Annotated in this window: 23 protein-coding genes; 10 read left to right on the top strand and 13 right to left on the bottom strand. The window is 65.9% G+C overall.

Features of this window, described 5'->3' with window-relative positions:
* Positions 1-113: 113 nt before the first annotated feature.
* The 5 genes from glyS to D8Z78_RS02055 form a co-directional block, all read right to left on the bottom strand.
* Positions 114-2,375: a glycine--tRNA ligase subunit beta gene (gene glyS, locus D8Z78_RS02075; protein WP_121632139.1), complete on the bottom strand. Its 2,262-nt coding sequence runs from the start codon at positions 2,373-2,375 to the stop codon at positions 114-116.
* 94 nt (positions 2,376-2,469) lie between these two features.
* Positions 2,470-3,327, bottom strand: coding sequence for a DUF1206 domain-containing protein (locus D8Z78_RS02070; protein ID WP_121632137.1), 858 nt, complete (start codon positions 3,325-3,327; stop codon positions 2,470-2,472).
* A gap of 54 nt (positions 3,328-3,381) precedes the next feature.
* The gene (locus D8Z78_RS02065; protein WP_121632136.1) at positions 3,382-3,843 is read right to left on the bottom strand and encodes a hypothetical protein; all 462 of its coding nucleotides are present in this window, start codon (positions 3,841-3,843) and stop codon (positions 3,382-3,384) included.
* Positions 3,844-4,048: 205 nt separating this feature from the next.
* Complete coding sequence (locus tag D8Z78_RS02060; protein WP_121632134.1) at positions 4,049-4,561, bottom strand: DUF6446 family protein; 513 nt, start codon at positions 4,559-4,561, stop codon at positions 4,049-4,051.
* Between the two features lie 2 nt (positions 4,562-4,563).
* A complete protein-coding gene (locus tag D8Z78_RS02055) occupies positions 4,564-5,493 on the bottom strand; it encodes a glycine--tRNA ligase subunit alpha (protein WP_121632132.1) in 930 nt (309 codons plus the stop codon).
* A gap of 242 nt (positions 5,494-5,735) precedes the next feature.
* Here D8Z78_RS02055 and D8Z78_RS02050 point away from each other — a divergent pair, with 242 nt between their 5' ends.
* The 3 genes from D8Z78_RS02050 (at position 5,736) to D8Z78_RS02040 (ending at position 9,013) form a co-directional block, all read left to right on the top strand.
* Positions 5,736-7,568 carry a serine protease gene (locus D8Z78_RS02050; protein ID WP_121632131.1) on the top strand — a complete coding sequence of 611 codons (1,833 nt, stop codon included), beginning with the start codon at positions 5,736-5,738 and terminating at the stop codon, positions 7,566-7,568.
* Positions 7,569-7,721: 153 nt separating this feature from the next.
* Complete coding sequence (locus tag D8Z78_RS02045) at positions 7,722-8,408, top strand: hypothetical protein (RefSeq protein ID WP_121632129.1); 687 nt, start codon at positions 7,722-7,724, stop codon at positions 8,406-8,408.
* Positions 8,372-9,013 carry a hypothetical protein gene (locus D8Z78_RS02040; RefSeq protein ID WP_128910586.1) on the top strand — a complete coding sequence of 214 codons (642 nt, stop codon included), beginning with the start codon at positions 8,372-8,374 and terminating at the stop codon, positions 9,011-9,013. Before D8Z78_RS02045 ends, D8Z78_RS02040 begins: the two co-directional genes overlap by 37 nt.
* A 68-nt stretch (positions 9,014-9,081) precedes the next feature.
* Here the strand turns inward: D8Z78_RS02040 and D8Z78_RS02035 are convergent, their stop codons facing one another.
* The gene (locus D8Z78_RS02035; protein WP_240671966.1) at positions 9,082-9,855 is read right to left on the bottom strand and encodes a transglycosylase SLT domain-containing protein; all 774 of its coding nucleotides are present in this window, start codon (positions 9,853-9,855) and stop codon (positions 9,082-9,084) included.
* Positions 9,856-10,072: 217 nt separating this feature from the next.
* Here D8Z78_RS02035 and D8Z78_RS02030 point away from each other — a divergent pair, with 217 nt between their 5' ends.
* The 4 genes from D8Z78_RS02030 (at position 10,073) to D8Z78_RS25180 (ending at position 13,360) form a co-directional block, all read left to right on the top strand.
* Positions 10,073-11,314, top strand: coding sequence for a hypothetical protein (locus D8Z78_RS02030; protein WP_128910585.1), 1,242 nt, complete (start codon positions 10,073-10,075; stop codon positions 11,312-11,314).
* A gap of 152 nt (positions 11,315-11,466) precedes the next feature.
* Complete coding sequence (gatB, locus tag D8Z78_RS02025) at positions 11,467-12,981, top strand: Asp-tRNA(Asn)/Glu-tRNA(Gln) amidotransferase subunit GatB (RefSeq protein ID WP_121634728.1); 1,515 nt, start codon at positions 11,467-11,469, stop codon at positions 12,979-12,981.
* Between the two features lie 3 nt (positions 12,982-12,984).
* Complete coding sequence (locus tag D8Z78_RS02020; protein WP_121634730.1) at positions 12,985-13,242, top strand: hypothetical protein; 258 nt, start codon at positions 12,985-12,987, stop codon at positions 13,240-13,242.
* Positions 13,229-13,360 carry a hypothetical protein gene (locus D8Z78_RS25180; RefSeq protein WP_255446330.1) on the top strand — a complete coding sequence of 44 codons (132 nt, stop codon included), beginning with the start codon at positions 13,229-13,231 and terminating at the stop codon, positions 13,358-13,360. Before D8Z78_RS02020 ends, D8Z78_RS25180 begins: the two co-directional genes overlap by 14 nt.
* 24 nt (positions 13,361-13,384) lie before the next feature.
* Here D8Z78_RS25180 and D8Z78_RS02015 read toward each other — a convergent pair whose 3' ends face one another.
* The 5 genes from D8Z78_RS02015 to D8Z78_RS01995 form a co-directional block, all read right to left on the bottom strand.
* A complete protein-coding gene (locus D8Z78_RS02015; RefSeq protein ID WP_121634732.1) occupies positions 13,385-14,254 on the bottom strand; it encodes a 1-acyl-sn-glycerol-3-phosphate acyltransferase in 870 nt (289 codons plus the stop codon).
* A 278-nt stretch (positions 14,255-14,532) separates the two neighbouring features.
* Complete coding sequence (locus D8Z78_RS02010; protein WP_128910584.1) at positions 14,533-14,955, bottom strand: hypothetical protein; 423 nt, start codon at positions 14,953-14,955, stop codon at positions 14,533-14,535.
* The gene (locus tag D8Z78_RS02005; protein WP_128910583.1) at positions 14,952-15,695 is read right to left on the bottom strand and encodes an SDR family oxidoreductase; all 744 of its coding nucleotides are present in this window, start codon (positions 15,693-15,695) and stop codon (positions 14,952-14,954) included. The genes D8Z78_RS02010 and D8Z78_RS02005 overlap by 4 nt, the downstream gene beginning before the upstream one ends.
* Positions 15,692-16,222 carry a hypothetical protein gene (locus D8Z78_RS02000; protein WP_128910582.1) on the bottom strand — a complete coding sequence of 177 codons (531 nt, stop codon included), beginning with the start codon at positions 16,220-16,222 and terminating at the stop codon, positions 15,692-15,694. The genes D8Z78_RS02005 and D8Z78_RS02000 overlap by 4 nt, the downstream gene beginning before the upstream one ends.
* Before the next feature lie 43 nt (positions 16,223-16,265).
* Positions 16,266-18,887 (bottom strand): M1 family metallopeptidase, encoded by a 2,622-nt coding sequence (locus D8Z78_RS01995; protein WP_128910581.1) that lies wholly within the window; start codon positions 18,885-18,887, stop codon positions 16,266-16,268.
* A 107-nt stretch (positions 18,888-18,994) separates the two neighbouring features.
* On the opposite strand from D8Z78_RS01995, the gene D8Z78_RS01990 reads away from it, so the two are divergent.
* Positions 18,995-19,222 (top strand): hypothetical protein, encoded by a 228-nt coding sequence (locus D8Z78_RS01990; protein WP_128910580.1) that lies wholly within the window; start codon positions 18,995-18,997, stop codon positions 19,220-19,222.
* 66 nt (positions 19,223-19,288) lie between these two features.
* Positions 19,289-19,447 (top strand): DUF2256 domain-containing protein, encoded by a 159-nt coding sequence (locus tag D8Z78_RS01985; RefSeq protein ID WP_128910579.1) that lies wholly within the window; start codon positions 19,289-19,291, stop codon positions 19,445-19,447.
* Between the two features lie 20 nt (positions 19,448-19,467).
* On the opposite strand, the gene D8Z78_RS01980 is transcribed toward D8Z78_RS01985, so the two are convergent.
* Both D8Z78_RS01980 and D8Z78_RS01975 read right to left on the bottom strand, forming a co-directional pair.
* Positions 19,468-23,211, bottom strand: coding sequence for an efflux RND transporter permease subunit (locus D8Z78_RS01980; protein ID WP_128910578.1), 3,744 nt, complete (start codon positions 23,209-23,211; stop codon positions 19,468-19,470).
* Positions 23,208-25,133 carry an efflux RND transporter periplasmic adaptor subunit gene (locus tag D8Z78_RS01975; protein WP_240671965.1) on the bottom strand — a complete coding sequence of 642 codons (1,926 nt, stop codon included), beginning with the start codon at positions 25,131-25,133 and terminating at the stop codon, positions 23,208-23,210. The genes D8Z78_RS01980 and D8Z78_RS01975 overlap by 4 nt, the downstream gene beginning before the upstream one ends.
* Before the next feature lie 277 nt (positions 25,134-25,410).
* Here D8Z78_RS01975 and D8Z78_RS01970 point away from each other — a divergent pair, with 277 nt between their 5' ends.
* Positions 25,411-26,067 carry a tetratricopeptide repeat protein gene (locus tag D8Z78_RS01970; protein ID WP_128910577.1) on the top strand — a complete coding sequence of 219 codons (657 nt, stop codon included), beginning with the start codon at positions 25,411-25,413 and terminating at the stop codon, positions 26,065-26,067.
* The last annotated feature ends 43 nt before the right edge of the window (positions 26,068-26,110 follow it).

The raw sequence follows: 26,110 nt of genomic DNA, 5'->3' as shown, positions 1-26,110 counted from the left end.
AAGGCAAGAAGGAGTGACGTAGGGTAAGACAGACACCCGTCCCGCGCGAAGACCCGGGACCTCTGGGTGAACCAAGGTGGAGGCCCCGGGTCTTCGCCCGGGGCGTGTGTCGCCTAGCCCTCGACCTTGGTCAGATCGGCCACCTGCAAGCACGTCTGGCGGATGCGGCTCAGCAGGTTGAGCCGGTTGCGGCGCACCACCTGATTGTCGCTGTTCACCTGCACCGCTTCGAAGAACGCATCGATGGGCGCGCGAAGCTGCGCCATGGCGGCCATGGCGGTGTCGTAATCCTCCGCCTCCATCGCCGGTTTGATCCGTGCCTCGGCGGCGTCGAGCGCGGTAAACAACGCCTTTTCCTCTTCCGTCTCGGCGAATTTCGGATCGGCGCCAAACGAGTATTCGACCCCATCCGCCGCCTCGGCCTGCGCGAGGATGTTGTTGGCCCGCTTGAAGCCCTGTAGCAGGTTCGGCCCGTCCTCCGACGACATGAAGCCCTGCAACGCCTCGGCACGCTTGACCAGCCGCGCGAGATCGTCGGAGCCGTCCATGGCGAGACAGGCATCGATCACGTCATGGCGGATGCCCTGATCGCGGAGATAGACTTTCAGGCGGTCGTGGAAGAAGGCGAGGAGGTCTTTAGGACCTTCATTTAGGTGCTCAACATGAGCGTCGTATTCCCGACGCGAATCCTCCAGCGCTTGTTCTATTGTTGGAAGAAGTTGCTCCAATTCCTCGCGCGTACCCGATATAAGCGAGCCTACAAAACTAGGATCTGCCAACTGTTCCTCTATTCGCTTGGCTTCCATCTCACAGTTCCGCCAAGCGCCTTTCAAAGCCATTTTCATGGGCTGAGCGTCAATGCCGAATTTAAAAACGGAAAGCAATTCCGTCCGCAACCCATTCACCAGCACCAACCGGATCACGCCCAAGGCCGCGCGGCGCAGAGCGTAGGGGTCCTTCGACCCCGTGGGTTTCTCGTCGATGGCCCAGAAGCCAGTCAGCGTGTCGATCTTGTCGGCCAGCGCCACGGCGACCGGAACCGGCGCGGTGGGAACGTCGTCGGACGGGCCAAGGGGTGAGTAATGCTCCTGACAGGCGGCGGCGACCTCCGTCGGCAGGCCCGCGGCCTCGGCGTAATACCGCCCCATAAGCCCTTGCAATTCCGGGAATTCATAGACCATCTCGGACGATAGGTCTGCCTTGGCCACCCGTGCCGCCTGTTCCGCCAGATCGGCATCGGCACCGACCAAGGGCGCAATCTCGCGCGCCAAAGCGGCGATACGGTCGATGCGATCCTTTTGGGAGCCGAGCTTGTTGTGGAAAGTCACGTTGGACAGCCGGTCGGTCCAAGCCTCAAGCCCGGTCTGCGCCACGCGCAAATCGTTTTCCCAGAAGAACTTGGCATCCGACAGACGCGCCGCCAGCACCTTTTGATTGCCCGCCAGAATCGTCGCGCCATTATCCGCCGTCTCGCGATTGGCGACGGTGACGAATTTCTCGATCCGGCCCGTGCGCGGGTTCTTCACCGAAAAGAACTTCTGATGCTCCTTCATCGAGGTTTGCAGCACCTCGGGGGGCAGGCCAAGGAATTGATCGTCGATCGACCCCATCAGCACGACCGGCCATTCCACCAGCCCCGCGACCTCGCGCAGAAGCCCTTGATCCTCGACCACCTCAAGCCCTTGGGCGAAGGCCGCGTTGGTGGCGTCGTGCCAGATCGCGTCGGCGCGCTCCCCGGCGTTCAGGATGACGAAGGCGCGCTTCAGCTTGGCCTCGTAATCGGCAAAGCTGGTCACGTCGAACGGGGCAGGGGCCATGAAGCGATGCCCGCGCGTCGCACGGCCCGCCTTGATCCCGTCGATATCCAGATCGACAACCTGCGCGCCGCCCTCATCGGTCAAAAGGCAGATGATCGAATGCAAGGGGCGCACCCAGCGCAGGCTGCCCGCCCCCCAGCGCATGGATTTCGGCCACGGGAACGTGCGGATGGTCTTTTCCAGCACCTCGGCCACGATCGCGTCAGCCTTGCGACCCGGCGTGACCACGGTGGCAAAGTAGAAGGCACCCTTCTTTTCCTCGCGCTCGACCAAGTCCGCGCGGGCGACACCTGCGCCGCGCAGGAAGCCCTCGATGGCCTTGTCGGGCGCGCCCACTTTCGGCCCGCGGCGTTCCTCTTTCAGGGTCGGGCTCTCGGCGGTCAGCCCCTCCAGCGCCAGCGTCAGGCGGCGGGGCGTCGAAAAGGCCGCAGCGCCCGCATAGGTCAGACCCGCCTCGACCAGACCGTCGGTCACAAGCTTCTTGAGGTCCTCTGCGGCGCGCGTCTGCATGCGCGCGGGGATCTCCTCGGAGAACAGTTCGATCAGAAGGTCCGGCATCGTCTCACCACGGGCTTGCGCCCGAGCGGCGCGCGCCCGGGCGGTTTCATTGCTTGCGGTGATTAAAGCGCAGGGCGTCCGGGTGCAACCCGGCTCAGCTGGTCGCTTCGTTCAGCTTGCCCTCGGCCTTGAGCTTGGCCCGGCGGGCAAGGCTCATGACGTCGTCACCGGCACGCGCGGGAATGATGCGATAGGCGGCCTCGACGAAGTTCTCGATGGCAAAGCCGATCAGCCCCAAGGCGATGCCCGCCAGCAGGAACCGGCCAAAGGGCGCCTCGCGGATCTGTTGCAGCGCCTCGCCGGTGCCGCCCGCCTGTTCCGGATTGGTGGTGAGCGCGGCATAGACGATCATCACGCCGATGATGCCGACGACGATGCCTTGTGCGATGCAGCCGATTTTCATCGCCGGGTCGAGCTTGCGGGTGGTGGGGGTGACGCGGATGTCTTCCTTGTACTTCTCGGTCCAGCCCTTGTGGGCATAGTAGATCCCGGCGCCGATGGCCCCCAGCCCGACAAGGCCAACCAGCCATTGGCCGTAAGGCACAGCCATCAGCCGCGCGACAAGGCTTTGCGTGCCTTCGCCCGAACTGCCACCGCCCATGGCGGTGGTTGCGACCGAAATCCCCAGCGCCGCATGGATCGCGCCGGTGACGATCAGACCACCACGGGCAAAGCTGCCCTTCGCGCCGTCGCCGTAATTCTCGAGGTCCATGGCCGCGTCGATGAAGCGCCACAGCATGTAGGCCCAAAGCCCCACGGCAATCACCCAAAGCGCGGCCACGCCCCAGCTTTGACTGCGCAGATCGGCGAGCGCGTTGGTGGTGCCTTGTGCCTGCCCGCCATAGATGGCGGCAGTCAGCGCGAGGCCTCCGACGATCGTATAGACAAGGCCACGGGCGCCATATCCGGCGCGCATGACGGGTTCGACCCAGGCTGGGGCTTTGTTGGACATGATGCTCTCCCTTGGTTAGGGGGACAGCGTTTGGGGACGGGGTTTGGTTCCCGGTCAGTCGCGCGCAGTCTCGCCATAAGATGTCCAGCGGCGGGCGATCTGGTCCTTCGGGACCAGATCGGTCATCCATGCCTCCAGCGCCCTTTGGGTATCGGTCACATAGCGCCCGGCCTTGACGTCCTGTGCCGAGGGCGGGGGGAAATGCCCGCGGGTGGCCTCGATCACGATGACATCCTCACCGTCCCGGCGGCGTCTGATAGTAAAGTCGTATGTGGGATTGCCGCGTGTGGTGCGACAGGTGAACGCCGTGTTTTCCCAGCGCGACACACAGTCCGCCCCCAGCTCTGCGGCCTTCCGTTCGAAGGCCGGGATCAGGGTTTGATAGATGTCCTTGGTCATATAGCCGTCGCGCAGGACCACCCCTGCAGACGTGCGCGACGACGCAATGCCCGTGGCAAAGACGAACAGCCCGCCGAGCAGAAAGACAGGCACCAGCCAGATCAACCGTCTGAGCATGCTGGCTCCTTTCCACCAGTTTGGCCCCATCCCCAGCAGCAAAGCGGCCGTTCTGTCGGGGGCGAATGCCCGCCCAATAAAACCCCCTGCTTCTTTGGTCCGAAAATACCTCGGAGGGGGTTCGGGGGAGGCAGCGCCTCCCCCGAGCGGTCGCCTGAGCGTCAGCGAAGGCGAAACACAAAGGTCCGCAAGACCCGCCTTGCCGTCACTCCCGTTCGGGACAATCCTCGCCCAGAGGCGAGCCGTCATAGGCCTTGTCGCCGCATTCGTTGATTTCCTGCCAAGCGTAGCCCTTGCCATCCGCCGTGATCGCCACAACCCGATCGATCCCGTATTCGATGTTGGTGACGCCTGTGAACACCTGCGCCTGACCAGCCTCGATCTGCGCGCCAAGCGCCTTGGCATCGTAGCACTCGAACCACCCCGGCGCGACGAGCGGCGCGGCGCCCTCATAGGGCTCATATTCGGCGCGGGCTTCGTCCAGCGACAGCGACGTGTCGAAACACGCCCGGAACGCCTTGGGCGAGCTGTCGCGGTCGATGCCCCGGAAATTGTCATATGCGATGGTGACCGGATCGCCGCCCCCCGCGGGCGTCAGAACCACGTCATCGCCCTGCGGCTCGACATCGTAGTAATAAGCATAGACCTGCGCGTAATACATGCCCACGCCCATGGCGAGCGCGGTGCCGACGATCAGCACGATGGCGATCCGGGTCATGTTCACGCGACATACCCCCCGGCATCGGTCTGCACGAAGGCATCGGCGCACATCTTGGCCAAGGCCCGCACGCGCCCGATATAGGCCTGCCGTTCGGTGACGGAAATCACGCCCCGCGCGTCGAGCAGGTTGAAGATATGGCTCGCCTTGATCGTCTGGTCATAGGCTGGATGCGCCATGACGATGCGCTTGCCGGTTTTGGGGTCCTCATGCGGCTCGGCGAGGATGCGGGCGCATTCCGCTTCGGCCTCCTCGAAATGGCGCAAGAGCACCTCGGTGTCGGCCACGTCGAAATTCCAGCGGGAATATTCCTGCTCGGTCTGGCGGAAGACATCGCCATATTTCAGCGCAATCGGCGCTTGCGGGTCGTTATAGGGCATGTCCATCACGTGATCGACCCCCAGCACATACATGGCCAGACGTTCCAGACCATAGGTCAGCTCGCCGGACACGGGCGTGCAGTCATGCCCGCCAACCTGCTGGAAATAGGTGAATTGCGAGACTTCCATGCCGTCGCACCAGACCTCCCAGCCCAGACCCCAAGCGCCCAGCGTCGGGCTTTCCCAGTCATCCTCGACAAAGCGCACGTCATGCAGGGCCATGTCGATGCCGATGGCCTCGAGGCTGCCCAGATACAGCTCTTGCAGATCGGGGGGCGAGGGTTTGATCAGCACTTGGTACTGGTAGTAATGCTGCAGGCGGTTGGGGTTCTCGCCATAGCGCCCGTCGGTGGGGCGGCGCGAGGGCTGAACATAAGCCGCCGCCCAAGATTTCGACCCCAGCGCGCGCAGGGTGGTAGCCGGATGGAACGTGCCCGCGCCGACCTCCATGTCGTAGGGTTGCAGCACCGCACAGCCCTTGGCCGCCCAGTAGCCCTGAAGGCGCAGGATGATTTCCTGGAAACTGCGCGGTTTCGGCAGCGTCTCGGCCATGATGGACCTCCGGTGTCACGTCTCGCGCCTGAATTAGGCGCAGGCGGCGGCAGGGTCAACCTGCCTGTGTCCCTCTGCGGCAACCGGCCAGCGCCCCTTTGCGGCGACCGTCACGGCGGGGGTGCAAGGTCAACGGATTGTCATGTCAAGGCAGGGTAAAAGGGCCTCGCCACGGTCTAACTTTCTGTTAAGAATGGGCCGGATACGTCCAGCAGTACCCTCGAAAAGGTCGCATTTCACACATGAAGAACACGTTCATTGCCCTCACCGCCGCGTTTGTGATTGCCAACAGTGCCTTTGCCCAGACCGAAGACGTCTACATTCAGGTCGAAGCCCGCACCAGTCTGGCCGGTGCGCAGGACAGCGTGCGCACCTTGTCCGAGACCCTCGCCGACGTGAACGGGTTCTCGCTGGGCGGTGGCTGGTACGGCGTGGCGCTTGGGCCCTACAGCCGCGACGAGGCGCAGGAGATGCTCGGCTCGCTGCTGAACCAGCGCCTGATCCCGGCGGACAGCTATATCGAAAGCGGTCAGGCCTATGGACAGCAGTTCTGGCCGGTCGGCGCGCAGGCGGCGCGCGGTGCCGCCGCCGACCCGGAGGCCCCCGACGCCGCCATCGCGCAGGCCGAGCCGGAGCCCGCTCCGCTGCCCGACGCGCCGGTCGTGGCCGAGGTCGCCCCCGAGGCGGTTGCCGAACAACTGGCTCAGGCCCAGACCGTGGCCCCCGCGCCGGAACCCGAACCCGAACCCGAAGAGACCGAGCGCGAGGCGCGCGCCTCCGAGCGCCAGCTGAACCGCGCCGAGCGTGATGAATTGCAGATCGCCCTGCAATGGGCGGGGTTCTATCAGGGCCGCATCGATGGCGCCTTCGGTCCCGGCACCCGGCGTTCGATGGCCGGTTGGCAGGAAGAGAACGGCTTTGAGGTGACGGGCGTGTTGACCACCCGCCAGCGCGCCGAATTGCTGCGCCAATACAACGCCGTCTTCGACGGGATGGAGATGCGCGTGGTCACCGATGCCCGCACCGGCATCGAGATGGAGATACCGACCGGCGCGGTGGCCTTCGACCGCTACGAGGCACCCTTTGCGCTGTTCGACGGCACCGGCGTGGTCGAGGGCGCGCAGCTGCTGCTGATCTCGCAGCCCGGCGACCGCCGCACGATGAACGGCCTCTACGAGATCATGCAGACGCTCAAGATCGTGCCGGTCGAGGGCGAGCGCGACCGCGATGCCAACGGCTTTACCCTGACCGGCAGCAATGACCGCATCGTCAGCCACACGCAGGTCTCGCTGCGCGGCGGCGAGATCAAGGGCTTCACCCTTGTCTGGCCCGCAGGGGACGAGGACCGCCGGACGCGTATCCTTGACCGCATGCAGGAGAGCTTTACCCGGATCGAGGGCGTGCTCGACCCGGCGATGGTCACGGATGAGGGGCAGGCGGTCGATCTTGTCTCGGGGCTGGAAATCCGCACGCCCAAGATCAACGCGTCGGGCTTTTTCGTCGAGGGGCGCGGCACGGTGCTGACCTCGGCCGAGACGGTGGCGCAATGTGACCGGGTCACGCTGAACGGGGCCTATGATGCGCGCGTGCTGGCGACCGAACCGAACCTTGGTCTGGCGATCCTCGTGCCGCAGGACGGCGTTGCGCCGCGCCGCGTGGCGCAGTTCCGCGCCGATGCGCCGCGTCTGCAATCCGAGGTGGCGGTTGCGGGCTATTCCTTTGGCGGCGTTCTGACCGCGCCGACGCTGACCTTCGGCACGCTGGAGGACCTCAAGGGGCTAGGCGGCGAGCCGGAACTGAACCGCCTCGCGCTGGCCTCGCTGCCCGGCGATACCGGCGGTCCGGTCTTCGACGAGGGCGGCACGGTCATGGGGATGCTGCTCCCGCGGCAGGACCCGGCCGGGCGCAGGCTGCCGGAGCAGGTCAGTTTCTCGGTGTCCGGGAAAATGGTTCTGGACTGGCTGCGCGACAACGGCATCCAGCCGGTGGCACGCGGGGCCGGGGGCATCATGGCACCTGAGGACCTGACGGCGTTGGCCTCGGACATGACCGTGCTGGTCAGCTGCTGGGAATAAGCCGGGCCGCACCAATCTGATTTCGATCCGCAAGGGGCGTCGGCGACGGCGCCCCTTTTCCTTTGCCGGGTGGGCGCAGGCTTGACTCAGGGTTGTTTGGACGGTCTCATACAGGCATTGCGATTGAGTGATTTGACCCGAGACACGGTACCTATGACCGATACCCTGTTGAAATATGTTGGTGTTCCGGGGGCGGTCTTGGCCTCTGTGGCTGTCACGTGGCAGAACTTCGTCACGATGGGGCTCACGCCGCGGCTGGTCGCCATGTTGATCCTCGCCATAGTGCTGCAACTGTTGCTGGCGCAGTGGCTGAAGCCTGCGGGCAAGGCGCGACCCGTCGGGTTCGTGCTGTCCAAAGGCTCCCCGCCGGAAGGCAGGGGCAAGCGCAGCCGGGGTCTGCTTGTGCTCCTTCTGGCCGCTGTCGTGTCGGCCGGGCTGGCGGCGATCCTGACCGCGCGCCTCGTGCTCGTGGAAAGCCAGGGCGGCGAGGCGGGGGCACAGATACTGGTGCTGCGAGCCGCATGGGTCGAGGCCGACCAAATCTCGCTGCCCTTGCCTGCCAACCCGGTCACCTGCGACTATGACGGCGAAGGCGTGCAGACCACGGACACCGATTGGGAGCAGCCGGACCGGACCGTGTTGATCCACGGTTTCGTCGCGCCGCAATCGTTCACGATCACCTGTGACGGCGCGGACCCGATCTCGACCCTCGGGCTGACAAGCACCGGGTCGGTCAGCGGGCCGTACACCGAAACCGGGCTGCGCAATCGCTACGTGCTGATTTTCATCATGGGGGTTTTGACATGGCTTATCGGGGTTTTTCGGTTGACGCGCGGCTGACGCGGGCGTTGCGGCTTACGGGCATGGCGGCGCTGGCGCTGGCCTGTGCGGCAGGTGGTGGGCCGGGCGCGGCGTGGGCCGACAACACCCATCCGGGACGTGTCGTCGAGCGGACGAGCCGCGCGCCCGTCTATGCCGAGGTGACGGCGTGGCGACCGGCGAACCAGACATCGTCCGGCGCGGATTGCCCCGAATTCGGGACCTTGCCGCTGGACACGGTGCAATCCGACAGCGCCAGCGGTGAGTTCATCCTTCGGGTGCCCGTGGCCGAGCGCCTGTTCCACGTCGTCTATTGTGCGAACGGGTTCCAGCGCCGGTTGGACCGGCACTTGCCCAATGACGAGGACGGGGTGCCGCTGGTGCCGTATCCGGCGCAACTGCGCGCCCAGACCGACGGGCAGGCGCTACAGGTCGATATCCTGCGCACCACGGTGTTCGCGCTCAACGAACTGACATATCTTTATGAAACCGACGAGGACACCTTCAAATCCGTGCTTGCACGGTATGGCGAGCAGGTCGGGGGGCAAGATGGCGCCGCCGCCGAGATCGTCGGCGGCTTGGTCTCGCTGATCGAGCAATGGGCGCGGACCGGGTTGCCGAACTGATCGGGACCGGCCACGGCGTGCGCAGACGGTCCGTGGCGCGGGTCTGACCCCCGCGCCCCCGTCTTGGATCAGTTCTCGGACCGCGAGGCGATGATCGGGTCGATCGGCGCGCGGTGGCCCGCCGCCATCACCGTCGGCGGATCGGTTTCGGGCAGCAGGTCCACGGGCCGCGCCACTGGACGCAACGAGCGCGACAGCCCCTTGCAATAGTCCTGCTCCTTGACCCAAGCCTTGATGTCGTTGCGCTTGCGCGACGAATGGAACGGGCCCCAATCGGCGGCGACCCCCCGCATCGAGCGGCTGATCACGCCGTCGCGCGGCACCGTCACCGCCATGATCCGCATCGCGCAGGACAGGTTGTCTTCCGGGTCCTTCAACGCGGCCCCGGTGCGCGCCTTGCAGCGGTACAGCTTCGCCGTCGGCGGATAGATTTGGGTCAGGCCGTACCAGCGCCCACCGCCGCCCACCGCCGTCGGACGGTGGGTGCTTTCGTGCCACGCGAGCGAGGACACGAGCCCCACCCAGAACGCCTCGCGATCCTCGCGCGAGGCGGTGGGGTAGGCCGGGCAGTATTCCGCGATATCGCGCGGCACGATATCCGGCAGGCCATGGGCATGGGATCGCAGGCTGGACAGGATCGCAAGGCTCCATCTGGCCTTGTCCTCTCCCCAGCGCGCTTCGGGAATCGTCATCTGCCGCGCCGAGGGGCGAAGCGAGACGGTCACGGCTTGCTCGCTCACGATTGGGGCCTCGGGGGCCGCAGCGGCCTCCTTGGGGGTGGGCACCGGGTTGGCCCAGGCCGTCGTGGCAAGAAGCGTGAATATGGCAGCTACACGCAACATGGCGCGTAACATGACCCGGATCGCGCAAGAATTCAACGCCCCGAATCTGTCTGGCTCGGCGGATTGTCGCGCGCAGGTCAACGCAGCGTTTGCAGTTTGCCGCCGAGCGTCGCGCAATGGTCCGCGAGACGCCCGGGCCTTATCCGTATCCTGCCGCGATTTGGCCGTAAAGCCCCGGCAAATTGGCGGCATGTCGATGTCTGAGCGTCTTCCCGGAATGTCCCGATTTTCCTTTTCCAGAGGGGCCTTGCGCCCCGTCCAGCCGTCCGGCGTGCCGGCGGGCCGCCTGTCGCGGGCCGAGGACCGGACCGCCGTGCCGCCCCTGCGCCCGCGGGTCGAGATCCCGCTATGCGATCCCGCCCCCGAGCAGGAGGCGCGCGACACGTTCCGCGCCCGCGGCCGCTTCCTTGCGCGCCAAGACGCCTGGGACGAGCTCGCGCGCGAGATTCGCGCCGCCGATACCGGGCGCGTCATGACCCCCGGACTGACGCCCGCAGCCAGCTTGCTGGCGGAAGGTGCGCGCGCCGACGTGGTGGGGGCCGCCTCGAACGCGGTGGCGCGGGGCGAACCCGCGACGGCCCGCGCGGTGCTGGCCGCACTGGAGGTGGTGCTCGAAGAGACCCCGGACTGCCCGGCTTTAGCCTATGTGGTGGCGCGCGCCCATGTGGACACCGCGCAGGCGTGGCGCGGTGCCTCGCTGCCCGGCCAGTTGGCACCGCAACGGCGCGATGCGCATGACTGGCACATGTGCGCCGCCACGGCGCTGGTCGACCGCTTCGACCCGTTCGAGCACGATTCGCCGCTTTGGGCGGGGGTGCGCTGCGACGTGCTGGAAACCGATCCGCGCCCCTCGCAGCGCGTGGCCGACGATTACGAGGATTACATCGAGCTCTCGCCCGGCAATCCCGATGCGCTGATGGGGCTGGGCCGTGACCTGCTGCCGTCGCGCTTTGGCACATGGGAGGTGCTGGACAGCCACGCCCGGCGCGTGTCGGGCCTGTGCCGGGACGTCTGGGGCGTGGCGGGCTACGCGCTGGTCTATATCGGCGCGCTCGAACGTGACATCCGCGCGCTGATGCGCATGGATATCGAGCTGTTCGTCGAAGGCCTGCACGAATTGCTGGCCCGCCATCCCGACCAGCATATGGCCAACCGGCTGGCGGCCTTTGCCGGGCTGACCATCGTCCGGGCCGACATGGCGCGCGGGGATTTCGACCGGCTGTCGGACTGCTTTGGCTGGATCGTGCAGGACCACCTGCGGGAACTGCACCCGATGGTCTGGGCCGAGGCGCCCATCCCCGGCACCGCCACCCCCGCTGAACTGAACGAGGCCGACCAGATCAAGCGCGGCAAGGCGCGGGCGATCACCACGCTGGCGCAGTATTACGCCGCCCCGCTGGAAGCCGGGCGTCGGCTGGTCTTCACCGAGGACGGGCTGCGCATCCGCAAGGCGGAGTGAGACCTCAGGTAGGATGGGTGATCACCCATCCTACATGCGCGGCGAGGTCTGGGTAGGATGGGTGATCACCCATCCTACTTCCGGTCATCGCGGGTCTTGCCCCTCATGACCACTGGCATTAGACCAGCGCCAAGCCTGAAACAGGAGCGGCCATGCTGGATCTGACATACGACACCCCCAAGCCCAAGGTCATCGCGGGGGCCAAGCACGACTGGGAACTCGTCATCGGGATGGAGGTGCACGCACAGGTGGCCTCGCAGGCCAAACTCTTCTCCGGGGCCTCCACCAAATTCGGCGCCGAGCCCAATTCCAACGTCTCCTTCGTCGACGCCGCCATGCCCGGCATGCTGCCCGTCATCAACGAATACTGCATCGAACAGGCGGTCCGCACCGGGCTCGGCCTCAAGGCCGAGATCAACCTGACCTCTGCCTTCGACCGCAAGAACTATTTCTACCCCGACCTGCCGCAGGGCTACCAGATCAGCCAGCTCTACCACCCTCTGGTGGGCGAGGGCGAGATCATCGTCGACATGGAACCGGGCATCGCCCGCAAGGTCCGCATCGAGCGCATCCATGTCGAACAGGACGCCGGCAAGTCGATCCACGACATGGACCCGCATATGTCCTTCGTCGATCTCAACCGCACCGGCGTCGCCCTGATGGAGATCGTCAGCCGCCCCGACATCCGTGGCCCCGAAGAGGCCGCCGCCTATATCGCCAAACTCCGCCAGATCCTGCGCTACCTCGGCACCTGCGACGGCAACATGCAGAACGGCAACCTGCGCGCGGACGTGAACGTCTCGATCTGCCGCCCCGGCCAGTATGAAAAATACATGGAGACGCAGGATTTCAGCCATCTCGGCACGCGCTGCGAGATCAAGAACATGAACTCCATGCGCTTCATCCAGATGGCGATTGAATACGAAGCGCGCCGCCAGATCCAGATCGTCGAGGGCGGTGGCAAAGTCGATCAGGAAACCCGCCTCTACGACCCGGACAAGAACGAAACCCGCTCGATGCGCTCCAAGGAAGAGGCGCATGATTACCGCTACTTCCCGTGCCCCGACCTGCTGCCGCTGGAAATCGAACAGGCTTGGGTCGATGATATCGCGGCCTCCCTGCCGGAACTGCCGGATGAGAAGAAGGCGCGCTTCGTCAAGGATTTCGGCCTGTCGGAATACGATGCCAACGTCCTGACCGCCGAGGTGGTGAACGCCGCCTATTTCGAGCAGGTCGTGACGCAAGCCGACGACGGCAAGCTGTCCGCCAACTGGGTCATCAACGAACTCTTCGGTCGTCTGAAAAAGGACGATTGCGACATCACCGACAGCCCCGTCAGCCCTGCGCAACTGGCGGGGATCATCAAGCTGATCAAGGCCGACACCATTTCCGGCAAGATGGCCAAGGACCTCTTCGAGATCGTCTATACGGAGGGCGGCAACCCCGAAGAGATCGCCGAGGCGCGCGGCATGAAGCAGGTCACCGATACCGGCGCGATCGAGACAGCGGTGGACGAGATCATCGCCGCCAACCCCGCGCAGGTCGAAAAGGCCAAGCAGAACCCCAAGCTGGCGGGCTGGTTTGTCGGTCAAGTGATGAAGGCCACGGGCGGCAAGGCCAACCCCAAGGCCGTGAACGACATCGTGGCGGCCAAGCTGGGCCTGTAACCCATGAGCGGCCCCCGCCTGCGCGACACGCTGCTCATCCACAATGAGCGGGTCAAGCTGCTGGCGGGGTTCGCGAACGCGGTGTCCCTGGGCCTGATCGGCTTCGCCATCCTGCGCCCGATGACCGAAGGCACACTCTCTGTTAATGCCCTGACCCTAGGCTGGGGCAGCGCGGGGCTGGCATTGCACCTCGTTTCGCACTATATTCTAGGCATGCTCCGCAAGGAAGACACTCGGGAGGACGCGCATGACCGGCTTTGAAATCGCCATACCGCTGGTGGCCTTGTCCGTCGTGGGCGTCGGAATCCTCTGGCTGAAACGCGACACCCGCCGCATCGACGCGATGCTCGCCAAACGCAATCAGCACCCGGCGGAATAATCCGCCACACGCCAATCCCGTCAATCAGGCCTTCATCCAAGAAGGCCGCCGCGTGGCATCCAGCAACGACACCGCAGGTGCCTTCGGCCCGCCAAGCGCCAGCGTTGCCTTGCGCAGCATCTCGATGCCGTCCTCGGATTTCGCCGGCAAAGCCGACGGAGAAATCGGCTCTCCAACCGTGATCCGATAGGGCTGCCGATCCTTGTTCAACGTCTCGTGGAACAGGGTGATGTCCCGCAAGGTCGGGTGAATCAGGTCGAACAGGTAGAACAGCACCGAATTGCGCGCGCGGATGTTCACCGGGATCACCGGCAGGTCGAACTTGCGCGCGATCATCGCCGCCGAGGCCATCCACGGGCGCTCATGCAGGCTCAGCCCGCGCCGTTTCGCCAACCGCCCAGAGGGGAAGATCACCCCCAACCGGCCCTCTTCCACCGCCTTGCGCGTGTAGCCCATGGTCTCGCGCATCTTCGCGTGCGACCGCTTCTCCTGCCGCCATTCCACCGGCGCGATCATCTGCGCATATTGCGGCAGCACGCGCATGATGTCGTGATTTGCAAAATAATACGTGTCATTGCGCACCGGGCGCAGCATGTGGTGCAGCATCACCCCGTCGGCGATCCCCGTCGGATGGTTCGCCACAATCAGCGCCGCCCCGTGGCTGGGGATGTTCGACAGGCCAGAAATCTGCACATCATGGGCCAGCATCTCGCCCACGGTGCGCATGATCTCGTCGGCGGACAGGTCCTTGACCATGTTGCCGATGGCCATCGTGCGCTCATACCCCAACACCCGGTCCAGCAGTTTGCGCGACAAGCGGGCATGCAGCTGCGGCGCAAAAAGCCAAGGTGCGCGCTCTTCGATCAGAGGGTCGATGCGGTCTTTGATATCCATGCCTGGCCCAGATCACTTTTTCGTATCGTTGTCGTGACAGGCTTCCGCCACATTGTAAATATAGCAGGTTTTTCCGGCCCGCCCAGATGCGGTTAACCCATGGTCAATAAATTGCCGAACCAGCTCCGGCGCGGGCTTGCCAAGGCGTACGGAACCGTTTGTCGACCGTCCCTTGCTTCTTTGGTCCAAAAATACCTCGGAGGGGGTTCGGGGGAGGCAGCGCCTCCCCCGACCGGTCGCCTGAGCGTCAGCGAAGGCGAAACCCCACGCGCGCGCGGTCAAAATGCGGAAAAATGGTGCCGCTCCACCTTGATCCCCTGCGCCGTCAGGGCCTCTTCCAAGGTCGCGCCGTCGGGCAGGCAGGGGGTGGGGATGCGCACCGGCGGCCCCTTGTCGGGATACAGCCGCAGCCGCAAGGACAGGTCGAGCCGCGTGTCGATTCGGGCCCGCGCGATCTGGTCCCGCGGAACCTCGATCCGGGTACCGCCCAGTGTCGCACGCAAGCCCGCCGCGTCGATCTCCAGCCAACAGTCCGGCGGGTGCAGCGCCTCCCACGCGGCGGGCAGGGTCACGACCCAAAGGGGCAGGGCGATCCACCACGCCATGCCCACCCCCGCCGACAGGCCAAGGATCACGACCCAAGCCAGCAGCACGACCAGCGCGGTGCGCCGCCGCCGGTCCGGCTCAAACCGGAAACTCACCGGCCCCCGGCCACGTCGAGGATGGCCCGCGTCACATAAGATGCACGCTCCGACAGCAGCCACAGGATCGCCTCGGCGCATTCCTCGGGCAGGCCGGTGCGCTGCATCGGCACGTTCGGGGCGAGCTTCTGCGCGCGGTCCGGCGCGCCGCCCTTGCCATGGATCGGGGTCTCGATCAGGCCGGGGCGGATGGCGTTGACGCGGATGCCCTCGGGGGCCAACTCATCCGCCAGCCCAAGCGTGAACGTCTCGACCGCGCCCTTGGTCGCGGCATAATCGACATACATATTGGCGCTGCCCAGCCGCGCGGCAGCGGACGAGACATTGACGATCGACCCGCCCTTGCCCCAGCCGCGCATCATCAGCACCGCCTGCCGCGCCACCTCGATCGCGCCCAGCGTGTTGACGGCAAAGACCTGCGCGACGCGGTCGGGGGTCAGATCGGCGATGCTGGCGGTGGGCTGCACCATGCCGGCATTGTTGACCAGCCCGATGCGCCCCGGCTTCAACTCGGCCAGTTTCTGGAACATCTTCTCGATCTGCTTGGGCTTGGCCATGTCCGCCTGAAACAGGTAAGCCTGCCCCCCCATGCTTTCGACCATGGCGCAGGTTTCCTCGGCCCCGGCCTTGTCCTGCCCGTAATGCACGGCGATGCGCTGCCAGCCGTTGAAGACGGCCATGCGCGCGGTTGCCGCGCCAATGCCGGAACTGGCCCCGGTGACGATCAGCAGGTCATTCATGAGATACGGAACGCGTTTTGCACATCTGCCAGCGCCTCTTTCTGTTTCTGGCTCAGCCCTGAACGGCCCGCCTGAGCGGTGGCTTGCACCACCTCAAGCAGGGGTTGAAAGGCGTCAGCCCCCGACATCTTGTATAGCTTGCGCCCGATGCGCGGCACGGCCTGCGCCGGACTGCCGCATTCATTCATGATCCAGCGCCCCAGAACCAGCATCTCCTCGGCCTCCGCATGGGGGACATTGGCGCTGCGGGCGAGGGCGCGGGACAGGGCCTGACGCTGGTCGGCGGTGGGCAGATCGTCGAGCTCGACAAAGGCCGATCCCAGCGCCGCGATGGCGATATTGGGGTCGTCGATGCTGTCGACCGGATGCACATTGGTCCGCCGTTTGAAGCCAAAGCGCCGCGCCGCCAGCCGCACGTCATTTGCGGCGTCCAGCACCTCGGTGGCCATGTGCTGGGCGTTGCGCGCGCGGATCACAAAGAAATAGATGGCGGCGATTGCCCCGATGGCGGCAATGATGAACGGCATGAACGCCTCCTTGTTTACTCGTTAAACAGTGTCCGGTTTTGTGTCAGTCGGCAAGGATGCGCCCCACCATTTCGCCGGTGTCGCGGCTGAGCTTGGGCTTGGCCATGATCCGCTCCATCTGGGCGCGCAGCAGGGCTTGGCGGTCGGCATCGTAGCGCCGCCATGTCTGATACAGCGCGCACATCCGGGCGGTGGTCTGGGGGTTGAGATCGTCGAGCCGGATCAGCCAGTCGGTCAGCAGCCGGTAGCCCGCCCCGTCCTTGCGGTGGAAGGCCGCGTGATGGCCGCCAAGCGCCCCCAAGGTGGCCCGGAAGCGGTTGGGGTTCTTCATGGTAAAGTCTTGATGTTGTGTTAGGTTTTCCGCGCGCTCGACGGCTTCGGCCGGGGGCAGGGCGGCGATCTGAAGGCCGAACCACTTGTCGATCACCAGCCGGTCGTGCTGCCATTGGTCGTAGAATTGCGCCAGCGCGTCGGCGCCTTGCCCGGCGCGGATCAGGTTCGCCAGCGCGCCCAGTTGCAGGGTCATGTTGTCGGCGGTCTCGAACTGCGCGCGGGCGGCCTTGCCACCGTCGAGACGGGTGGTCAGGGACAGCACCGCGCTGCCCAGATCGCGCTTGCCCGACTGTTCGGCATCGGGGCGGTAGGGGGCGGTGACGCGGGTTTCCTCGGCCAGACGCGGCAGCAGATCGACCCAACGCTCGGCCCGGAAGGTGGCCAGCGTTTCCTTGGCGTCGTGGATGGCGTCGGGATCGGGCACATGCCCGCGCTCATGGATCACCTGCGCCAGTTCGGATTCGCCCGGCGTGCCCAGCATCAGGGCGCGGTAGGCCGGGTCCAATTGGTCATCGCGCAGCACCTTTTCCAAGCCGTCGAGCCAGGCTGTGTCGGGCGTAGCGCCGTCGAGGATCATCGCCAGCAGGCAGTCGCGGGCGAGGTCGCGATTGGCCTCCCAGCGGTTGAACGGGTCGGTGTCATGGGCCAGAAGGAAGGCCTTTTCCGCCGCCGATGTCTCGCGGTCCAGCACCACGGGGGCGGAAAATTCGCGCAGGATCGAAGGCGTAGGTTTCGCGGCGAAACCCTTGAAATTAAAGGTTTGTTCAGCTTCGTTAAGCTCAAGGACGGTGGTTTTCAGCACCTCGTCGCCGTTCGGGTTCAGCAGGCCCACCGCCATGGGGATCACTTGGGGCTGTTTGTCGGCCTGACCCGGGGTGGGCGGCGTGTGCTGGCGGAAGGTGAGACTGTAGATACCCCCGTCCCGGGCTTGACCCGGGACCTCCACGTCGACCCCGCCGAGAGGCCCCGGGTCTTCGCCCGGGGCGGGGGTCCAGACCTCTGACACGGACACGCGCGGGGTGCCGGATTGCGAGTACCAGCGCTTGAACTGGGCCAGGTCGCGGCCTGTGGCATCCTCGAACACCTTCAGCCAGTCCTCGATCGTTGCGGCGTCGCCATCGTGGCGGTCGAAATACAGGTCCAAGGCCTTTGCATAGGCCGCGTCGCCGACCAGACGTTTGAGCATGCCGATCACCTCGGCGCCCTTCTCATACACGGTCGCAGTGTAGAAGTTGTTGATTTCCTGAAAGCTTTCAGGCCGGACCGGGTGCGACAGAGGCCCCTGATCCTCCGGGAACTGGCGCGCGCGCAGGTCGATCACGTCGGAGATGCGCTTCACCGGGGCAGAGCGCAGGTCGGAGGTGAATTGCGCGTCGCGGAACACCGTCAGCCCCTCTTTCAAACACAGCTGGAACCAGTCGCGGCAGGTGATGCGGTTGCCCGTCCAGTTGTGGAAATATTCATGGGCGATGATCGCCTCGATCCGTTCGAAATTCGCATCCGTCGAGGTTTCGGGCGAGGCCAGCACACAGGACGAATTGAAGATGTTCAGCCCCTTGTTTTCCATCGCCCCCATGTTGAAATCGTCGACCGCGACGATGTTGAAGACGTCAAGATCATATTCACGTCCGTAAACGTCCTCATCCCACTTCATCGAGGCTTTCAGCGCCTCCATCCCGAAGGCGCATTTGCCCTCGTCGCCCGGGCGCACCCAGATGTTCAGCGCGACCTTTTTCCCCGAAGCGGTGGTGAAGCTGTCGGGGTGATTGACCAGATCGCCCGCGACCAGCGCGAACAGGTAGGCGGGCTTGCGCCACGGGTCGTGCCATTCGGCGAAGCCATCGCCCGTCTCGCCGGGATTGCCGTTGGACAGCTTGACCGGCTCGGTGCCTTCGATGCGCACGGTAAAGACCGACATCACGTCGGGGCGGTCGGGGTAATAGGTGATCTTGCGAAAGCCCTCGGCCTCGCATTGGGTGCAATACATGCCGTTCGACATATAGAGCCCCTCAAGCGCGGTGTTCTGCGCCGGGGCGATCTCGACCTCGGATTCCCACAGGAAGGGACCGGAGGGCACGGCGCAGGTCAGCCCCTTGTCCGTCACCTCGGGCGTGACGGGCGCGCCGTCGATCTTGGCCGCGATCAGGGTCAATTCCTCGCCATGCAGAAAGAAATCCTGAGCGGGCGCGCCGGGATTGGGCGAGAAATGGATGCGCGAGACGACGCGCGTCGCCTCGGGCGCAAGGCGGAACGTCAGATGCACGGAGTCCACCTGCCAGCCGAAGGGTGCGTAATCCTTGAGGTAGACCGTTTCGGGGGTGGCGTCTTTCATCAATGACTCCTGTCGGGAACATGTGCGTTTCCCAAGTGTTATGCCTGCAACGGGTCCGCCGCAAGGATGGCCGGGCCGCAGGTGAAATTTCAGTGAAAGGAGAGGCCATGTCAGCCCCCGACACCAATATCGACAAACAGAAACGCCGCCATATCGGACCCTTGGCCGGGATATTCGGCGGTCTCGCGCTGGCGGGGATCTTGTTTCTCGGCTGGTTGTTCTGGGTGGTTTCGGCCGCAGACGAGCCCGAAGAGGCGAATGTCGTGCCGGGCGCGCCGGTTGTCGAAACCGACGAGGGCCCGGTCGAGGGCAGCGGCGCGACGATCGTGGATTGATTTTGCGCAAAACGCGTTAGGTGAGGGCGTGCCGAAAGGCGCGCCCTTTTGTCATGTGGAGCCGCGATGAAACAGCGCCGCAAATCGGACCTGCCGGTCAAGACCTGCGCCACCTGCGGGCGGCCTTTTGCGTGGCGCAAGAAATGGGCGCGGGTCTGGGACGAGGTCAAGTATTGCTCGGACCGGTGCCGGGGGCAGCGGAGGAAGGCCCCGGCGGCGCGCTAGGGCTGCCGCCGGGATCACGCCTATTCGGCGGCGCGCAGGGTGGGGCGTGCGTCCTCGATGTCTTCGGTCCAGATGATCTCCGGGTGCTTGACCGCCTTGGCGGCGCGCATCAGCGCCCAGTCGCGGGCGACGCGGCTCGACCGGCTGGAGCCCAGCCGCGCCAGCAGGCGGGCGAACCACAGCACATAGGTGGTGGCCCAGACCCGGATCGCCAGCATCGAAGGCGTGAAGACCAGCGTCAGCACCGTCGCGATGCCAAGGCCGAACACCACCGCCGTGGCGAGGTTCTTCCACCACAGCGCGGTGGGGCTGTCGATGGAATAGCCGCCCGCGAAGAAGTCGAGCGAGAGGCCGAACATCATCGGCGCGAGGCCCGCCATGGTGGTGATCGTGGTCAGCAGCACCGGGCGGATGCGGTCCTCGGCGGTGCGGGTGATCGCCTCGATCCTTGGCATGTAGCGGGAATATTCCTGATAGGTGTCGATCAGCACGATGTTGTTGTTCACGACGATGCCGGCGAGCGCCACGATGCCCACGCCGGTCATGATGACCGAGAAATACTGGTCCATGACCAGCATGCCGATCAACACGCCGGTGGTGGACAGGATCACCGCCAGCAGGACGAGGACGGAGTTGTAGAAGCTGTTGAACTGCGCCAGCAGGATGATGAACATCAGCCCCAACGCCCCAGCGAAGGCGGATTGCAGGAAGGCCTGGGATTCGGCCTGATCCTCTTGGTCGCCGGTCCATTCCCAGTCGATGCTGCCTTCGAAGGGCTGGGTTTCCAGCCAAGCGGTCAGCACCGCGATGCGTTCGTTGGCGGTGATCGGGACAGAGACCTTATCGCCGGATTCCAACGCGCGCGACAGGGCGTCGGCGCTGGTGCCCTCGGCCAAGGTGACAACCGCGAAGCGCTTGCCGTTCTTGCCGATCACGTCGGCCTCGATGGCGGGGTCCTCGATCTCGCGCAGGACGGAGAGGGCGGGGGCGGCGGCGAGCGCCTCGGGCGTGCCGGGGGCGACGGTCTTGACCAGCCCGTCGGCCACATCGGCCTTCACGTCGAAATAGCGTTTCTGGTCGATGCGGTCGATCTGCGCCAGCTTGGGTACAGGCGTCCGGGTGATGAAGTTCGACAGCGGGATCAGCCCGTCCTGCGTGCGCACCTTGAGCGTGTCGAGCGTCGACAGCACCCGGTATTCCTCGGGCAGGCGGACGCGGATCTCGATTTCCTCGTCCGAGGTGTCGACCCGCATCGTGTCCAGCAGGATGCCGCGCGTGACAAGCTGCACCATGCCACCGACCGAGGCCACATCGGCCCCAAAACGCCCGGCTTTTTCCACATCGACGTCGATCTGCCAGTCGATGCCGGGCAGGGGGCGGGTGTCCTCGATCAGGGTCAGACCGGGGGTGCTTTCATATTTCTCGCGCGCCAGCGCGGTCGCGGTGGCCAGCTCGTCCCAGCTGTCGGCCTTCAGCCGCAGGTGGACGGGCTTGCCCGAGGCCGGGCCACGGGCCTGCGCGAGGATTTCCACCTCGATGCCGGGAATCTGTTCCAGCTTAGCGGTCAGGCGGTCGATGATGACATCGCCATCCAGTTGCTCCAGCGTGATCTCATCCTCGTGGCTGGCGGCATAGGCGGGGCGGTCCTCCCACGGGATGGTCTCCAGCTGGACTTGCCCGATCGTGTCCTTGGGGGCCTGCGCGCCGCCGGTATTGTTGTTCAACCCGCCCTCGCCAGCAAAGGCAAAGGCGTTCTGGATGCCGGGATCGGCAAGCACGATCTGCTCGGCCCGCCGGACCAGCGCGTCCTTTTCGGCGAGGCTGAGATTGCCGCGCGCGCGGACATAGACGATGGCCTGTTCCGGCTCTGAATCGACGAAGAATTCGACGCCGTTGTTGTTCTCGCCGTAATAGCTGAACACGCTCATCACCAGAAAGATGATCGCGCCCACGGTGACCAGCGGCATGACCGGGTTGCCCGCCACCAGATGGATGAACCCGCCAAAGACGGTGCGGCGGTAGGTGGCGTCGATCTTCTTGGGTTTGCGCCGGATCTCGACCGAGGCCATGACGACCGAGGTGATGACCGAAAACAGCAGGAACAGGACGATGCCGGGGAGGTAGGCGACGAAGCCGGGGCCTGCGGCCGCGCCCAGATAGGCCGGGTTCAGCACCATCATCGCGCCGATGAACAGGCCGAACAGGGCGAGGGGGACAAGCAGCAGGCGGACATACCACGGCAGGGTGCGGCGCAGGGCGTCGCCCGCGCGGCCTACGCTGCGCGAGAACCGCCCCGAGACGCCGCCCATGACAGGCAGATAGACCAGCGCCACGACAAGGCTGGCCGACAGGACGAAGATCAGCGTCACGGGCAGCATGCCCATGAACTGCCCCGCCACGCCGGGCCAGAACAGCATCGGCAGGAAGGCGCAGAGCGTCGTCGCGGTGGAGGACACGACCGGCCAGAACATGCGGTGCGCCGCCTCGACATAGGCATGCATCGGGCCCGTGCCCTCGGAGATGCGTTTGTCGGCATATTCGACGACGACGATGGCGCCGTCCACCAGCATCCCCACGGCGAGGATCAGGCCGAACATGACGATGTTGGAAATCGTCACCCCCATCAGCGCCAGCAGCACGAAGCACAACAGGAACGAGGTCGGGATGGCAAAGCCCACCAGCAAAGCGGGCCGCAGGCCAAGCGAGGCCAGCACCACGATCATCACCAGCGCGATTGCGGTCAGCACCGAGCCTTCGAGCTGCGAGACCATGGATTCGACCTGACGGGACTGGTCGTTGGAGGTGCCCACATCCAGCACCGCCTTCAGGCCCTGCGGCCATGTCTGTTGCGCCTCGGCCAGCACCACCTGCACTTGCGCCACCGTGTCGATGATGTTGAAGCCCTTGCGCTTGACCACCTGCAGCGCAACGGTCTGGTCGCCGTTGAAGCGCGCGGTGCCCTCGCGGTCCTCGAAGGTCAGGTTGATCGTGGCCAGATCGCCCAGCGTCACCACGCGGTCGCCGTTGACCTTGACCGGCAAGTTGTAGACGTCCTGCTCCTCGTCGAAGCTCGACGGGATTTTCACGGCGAAGGTGCCTTGGTCGGTTTCCACCTCGCCTGCGGCGATCAGCTGATTGTTGTTCTGGACGGTGTTGATCAGGTCGAGCGCGGTGACGTTGTAGGATTCGAGCCGCAGGGGGTCGATCACCACCTCCAGCATCTCATCGCGATTGCCCGCGATGCCCGCCTCAAGGACGGAATCGAGCCCCTCGATGCGGTCCTGCAGGTCCTTGGCGACCTGATTGAGCGTGCGTTCCGGCACGGGGCCGGACAGATTGACGATCAGGATCGGGAATTCGGAAAAGTTGATCTCGTTGATGGAATACTGGTCGGCGCCCTCGGGGAACTTGGCCTGCGCATTGTTCATCCCGTCGCGGACATCGGCCATGATCTGGGTCTTGTCCCAGCCGAATTCGAATTCCAGCGCGAGGCCCGCATAGCCTTCGGCGGCGGTGCCGGTCATGGATTTCAGCCCGTCGAGATCGGCCATCTCGGTTTCCATCGGCTTGATCAGCAGGGTCTCGCTGTCGGCGGCGGAAATGCCGGGGAAGTTGACGGAGACGAACAGCGCCGGGATCTCGATATCCGGTTCGCCCTCTTTCGGCAGGGTCGCATAGGCAAAGCCCCCGACCAGCAGGGACAGCGCGATGAAGGCAAGGACCATGCGGGCGCGCGCGGCGGCCCAGTCGATGATGCCGGTCACTGGATGACCTCCTCGAAGCTGGGCGCGACGGGCACGCCATCGGTGACGTATTCCTGACCGACGGTGATCAGGTCGACCGTGTCGGGCAGGCCGGTGACCCAGACGCCGTTGCGCGTGTCGCGCAGGAAGGTGACGGGCATGAATTGCGCCTGCGTGTTCTCGTCGATGGTGCGCACACCCAGCGCGCCCTCGTCGTTCAGCGTCAGGGTGGATTGGGCGATCAGGTGGGCGGGCGCGCCCTCGGCCTCGATGCCGATCTCGACGGTCTGGCCGTCGCGGATCGCCATGTCGGGATTGGGCAGGGTGATTTCCACGCGGAAGGTGCGGGTGACCGGATCGGCCGAGCGCGAGACGAAGGTGACCTTGCCCAGCAGTTCGCGCCCGTCGACCATGCGCGCCCCGGCCTGCGCGCCGGTCTCGACGCGGGCGATTTCGGATTCGGGTGCGTAGGCGACCAGCTTGATCGGGTCGAGCTGGATCACGGTGGCACAGGCGGCACCGGGCTGCATCAGGGCGCCCAGTTCGGCGGTGTCGGTTTCCAGGAGGCCCGCGAAGGGCGCGGTGATGGTGAGGTTCTCGATGTCCTTCTCGGCGGCGGCCACGGCGGCGAGCGCGGATTGCACCCCTGCGCTGGCGTTTTCCTCGCCGGTGGCGGCGGACTGGATCGCGGCCTGCGCGCTTTCGCGTTGCGCCTCGGCAGAGGACAGGCGCGCCTTGGCACCCTCGATGCCGCTTTGGGCGGATTCGATGGCGGCGCGCGCGCCCTCGATGGCGCTTTCAGCGGATTGCACCCCGGCGCGGGCATTGGCGATCTGGGTTTCGGCGGCGTTGACCCCGGCGCGGGCATTGATCACGCCGCTTTCGGCGCTGCGCAGCCCGGCCTGCGCGGACGAGACCTGAGACCGGGCGGTTTCCAGCGCGGCCTTCGCGCCTTCGAGCTGGGATTTCGCGGTCTCGATGGCGGTGGAGGCGGATTTCTGGCCCGACAGCGCGGTTTCCACGGCGGCCTTGGCGGATTCGAAGGCGGCCTCGGCCCCGGCCAGCCGGGTTTGCGCGGCAAAGCCGTCGCGGGCCAGTTCCTGAGACGCTTTGAGGTTGATCTCGGCCTCGCGCACGCGGGCCTCGGCCTCGCGCAGGCGGGCATCGGCGGCGGGCACGGCGGCCTCGGCCTCTTCGACGCGGGCTTGGGCGGCGGGAATGTTGGCCTCGGCCTCGCGCAGGCGGGCTTGGGCTGCGGGAATGGCGGCGCGGGCTTCTTCCAGACGGGCCTCGGCTTCGGGCACGCGCGAGCGCGCCTCGTCAAGACGGGCCTCGACCTCGGGGACACGGGCGCGGGCCTCGACCAGCCGGGACTGGGCGGCGGGCAGGGCGGCGCGGGCCTCGGCCAGTTGGGCTTCGGAGGCGGGAATGGCGGCGCGGGCCTCCAGAATGGCTGCCTCGACCGCCGGAAGCTGCGCCTTTGCCTCGGCCAGCCGGGCGCTGGCCTCGGGCACACCGGCGCGGGCACGGGCCAGCGAGGCGCGGGCCTCGGCCAAGTTGACGGCGCGGGTGCCGGAATCGATCTGGCACAGGGTCTGGCCCTCGTCGACCAGCGCCCCGGCGCGCAGCGGCGGCGACACGATCTTGCCGCTGGTCTCGGCCTTGACCTCGATCTGGCGGATGGCCTGCGTTTCGCCGCGCAGGATCACCGCGCTGTCGATCACCCGGGCGGTCGATCGCTGCGCCATGACGCGGACCACGCCCGTCCCGGCGGCCTCGTCTGTCGGGGCCTCTGCGATTTCGATGGGCGCGTCAGGGGCAGGGGCGGCCTCTGCGGGCTGCGGCGTGACGCCTGCGAATTCCATCAGCCGGTCGCGTTCCAGCACCAGCGCAAAAAGGACCCCCGCGACGACCAGTGCCGTGATGATCGATACAATCCGCATTACTCTGTGCCTTTGTGCTGGGCGCGCCCGGCGCCGTTCATCCGCATGCCTGCCGGGGCCGTGCGACCCTGAACCGATTGGTTCAGTTTTAGGACGCAACGGCAACCGCCGCAAGGTCGCGGTGGGTTTTCCCGCCTTGCTGCGGCATTTTTGCGCCCCTTATGCGAAACAATAAGGCGGTTTCGCGCGTCTGCGCGCGCCTGCGAGGGGGTGCGCATGCTCTTGGCACCGGGGGTTTGTGCGGTTATGAGGGGCAAAACGAGGGTAGGGGGCGCAGGTGAGCGATACCGACAGTTTCATCGACGAGGTGACCGAGGAAGTCCGCCGCGACCGGCTGTTCGCGAAATTCAAGCGCTATGGCTGGATCGGCGTGGTGATCGTGTTGGCCATCGTCGGCGGCACGGCCTACCGGGAGTATTCCAAGGCTCAGGAGGCCGCACAGGCGCAGGCGCTGGGGGACAGCATCCTGAGCGCGCTGGAGACCGAGGATCGCGCGGCGCGGATCGATGCGCTGGCCGGGGTCGACGCCCCCGAGGGCGGCGCGCAATCGGTGCTGACGCTGCTTCTGGCGTCCGAAGAGGGGGCCGAGGGCGATGACGCGGCGGCAGTCGCGCGCCTGCAGGCGCTGGCCAATGACGGCACCCAGCCGCAGATCTACCGCCAGATCGCCAGCTTCAAGGCGCTGACGCGGGGCGCGTCGTTCCTGCCGCTGGACGAACGCCGCGCCGGGTTCGAGGCGCTGGCGGTGCCGGGGCAGCCGTTGCGGCTGCTCGCCGAAGAGCAGTTGGCGCTGATCGAGGTCGAGCAGGGCGCGCGCGATGCGGCGCTGACGCGCCTGCAGGGGATCATTGCCGATGCCGAGGTCACCACGGGCTTGCGCCGCCGCGCATCTCAGTTGATTGTGGCGCTGGGGGGCGAGCTCGAGCAGGGCTGAGCCCTCGGGCAGCCGCGCGCGGGCCGCGCGGGACGAACAGACG

It is taken from the genome of Tropicibacter alexandrii (assembly GCF_003667315.2).
In the GTDB taxonomy this organism is placed as follows: Bacteria; Pseudomonadota; Alphaproteobacteria; order Rhodobacterales; family Rhodobacteraceae; genus Tropicibacter; species Tropicibacter alexandrii.
Note: the sequence above shows the minus strand (reverse complement) of the source record. Positions and strands in the feature narration are given on the sequence as shown.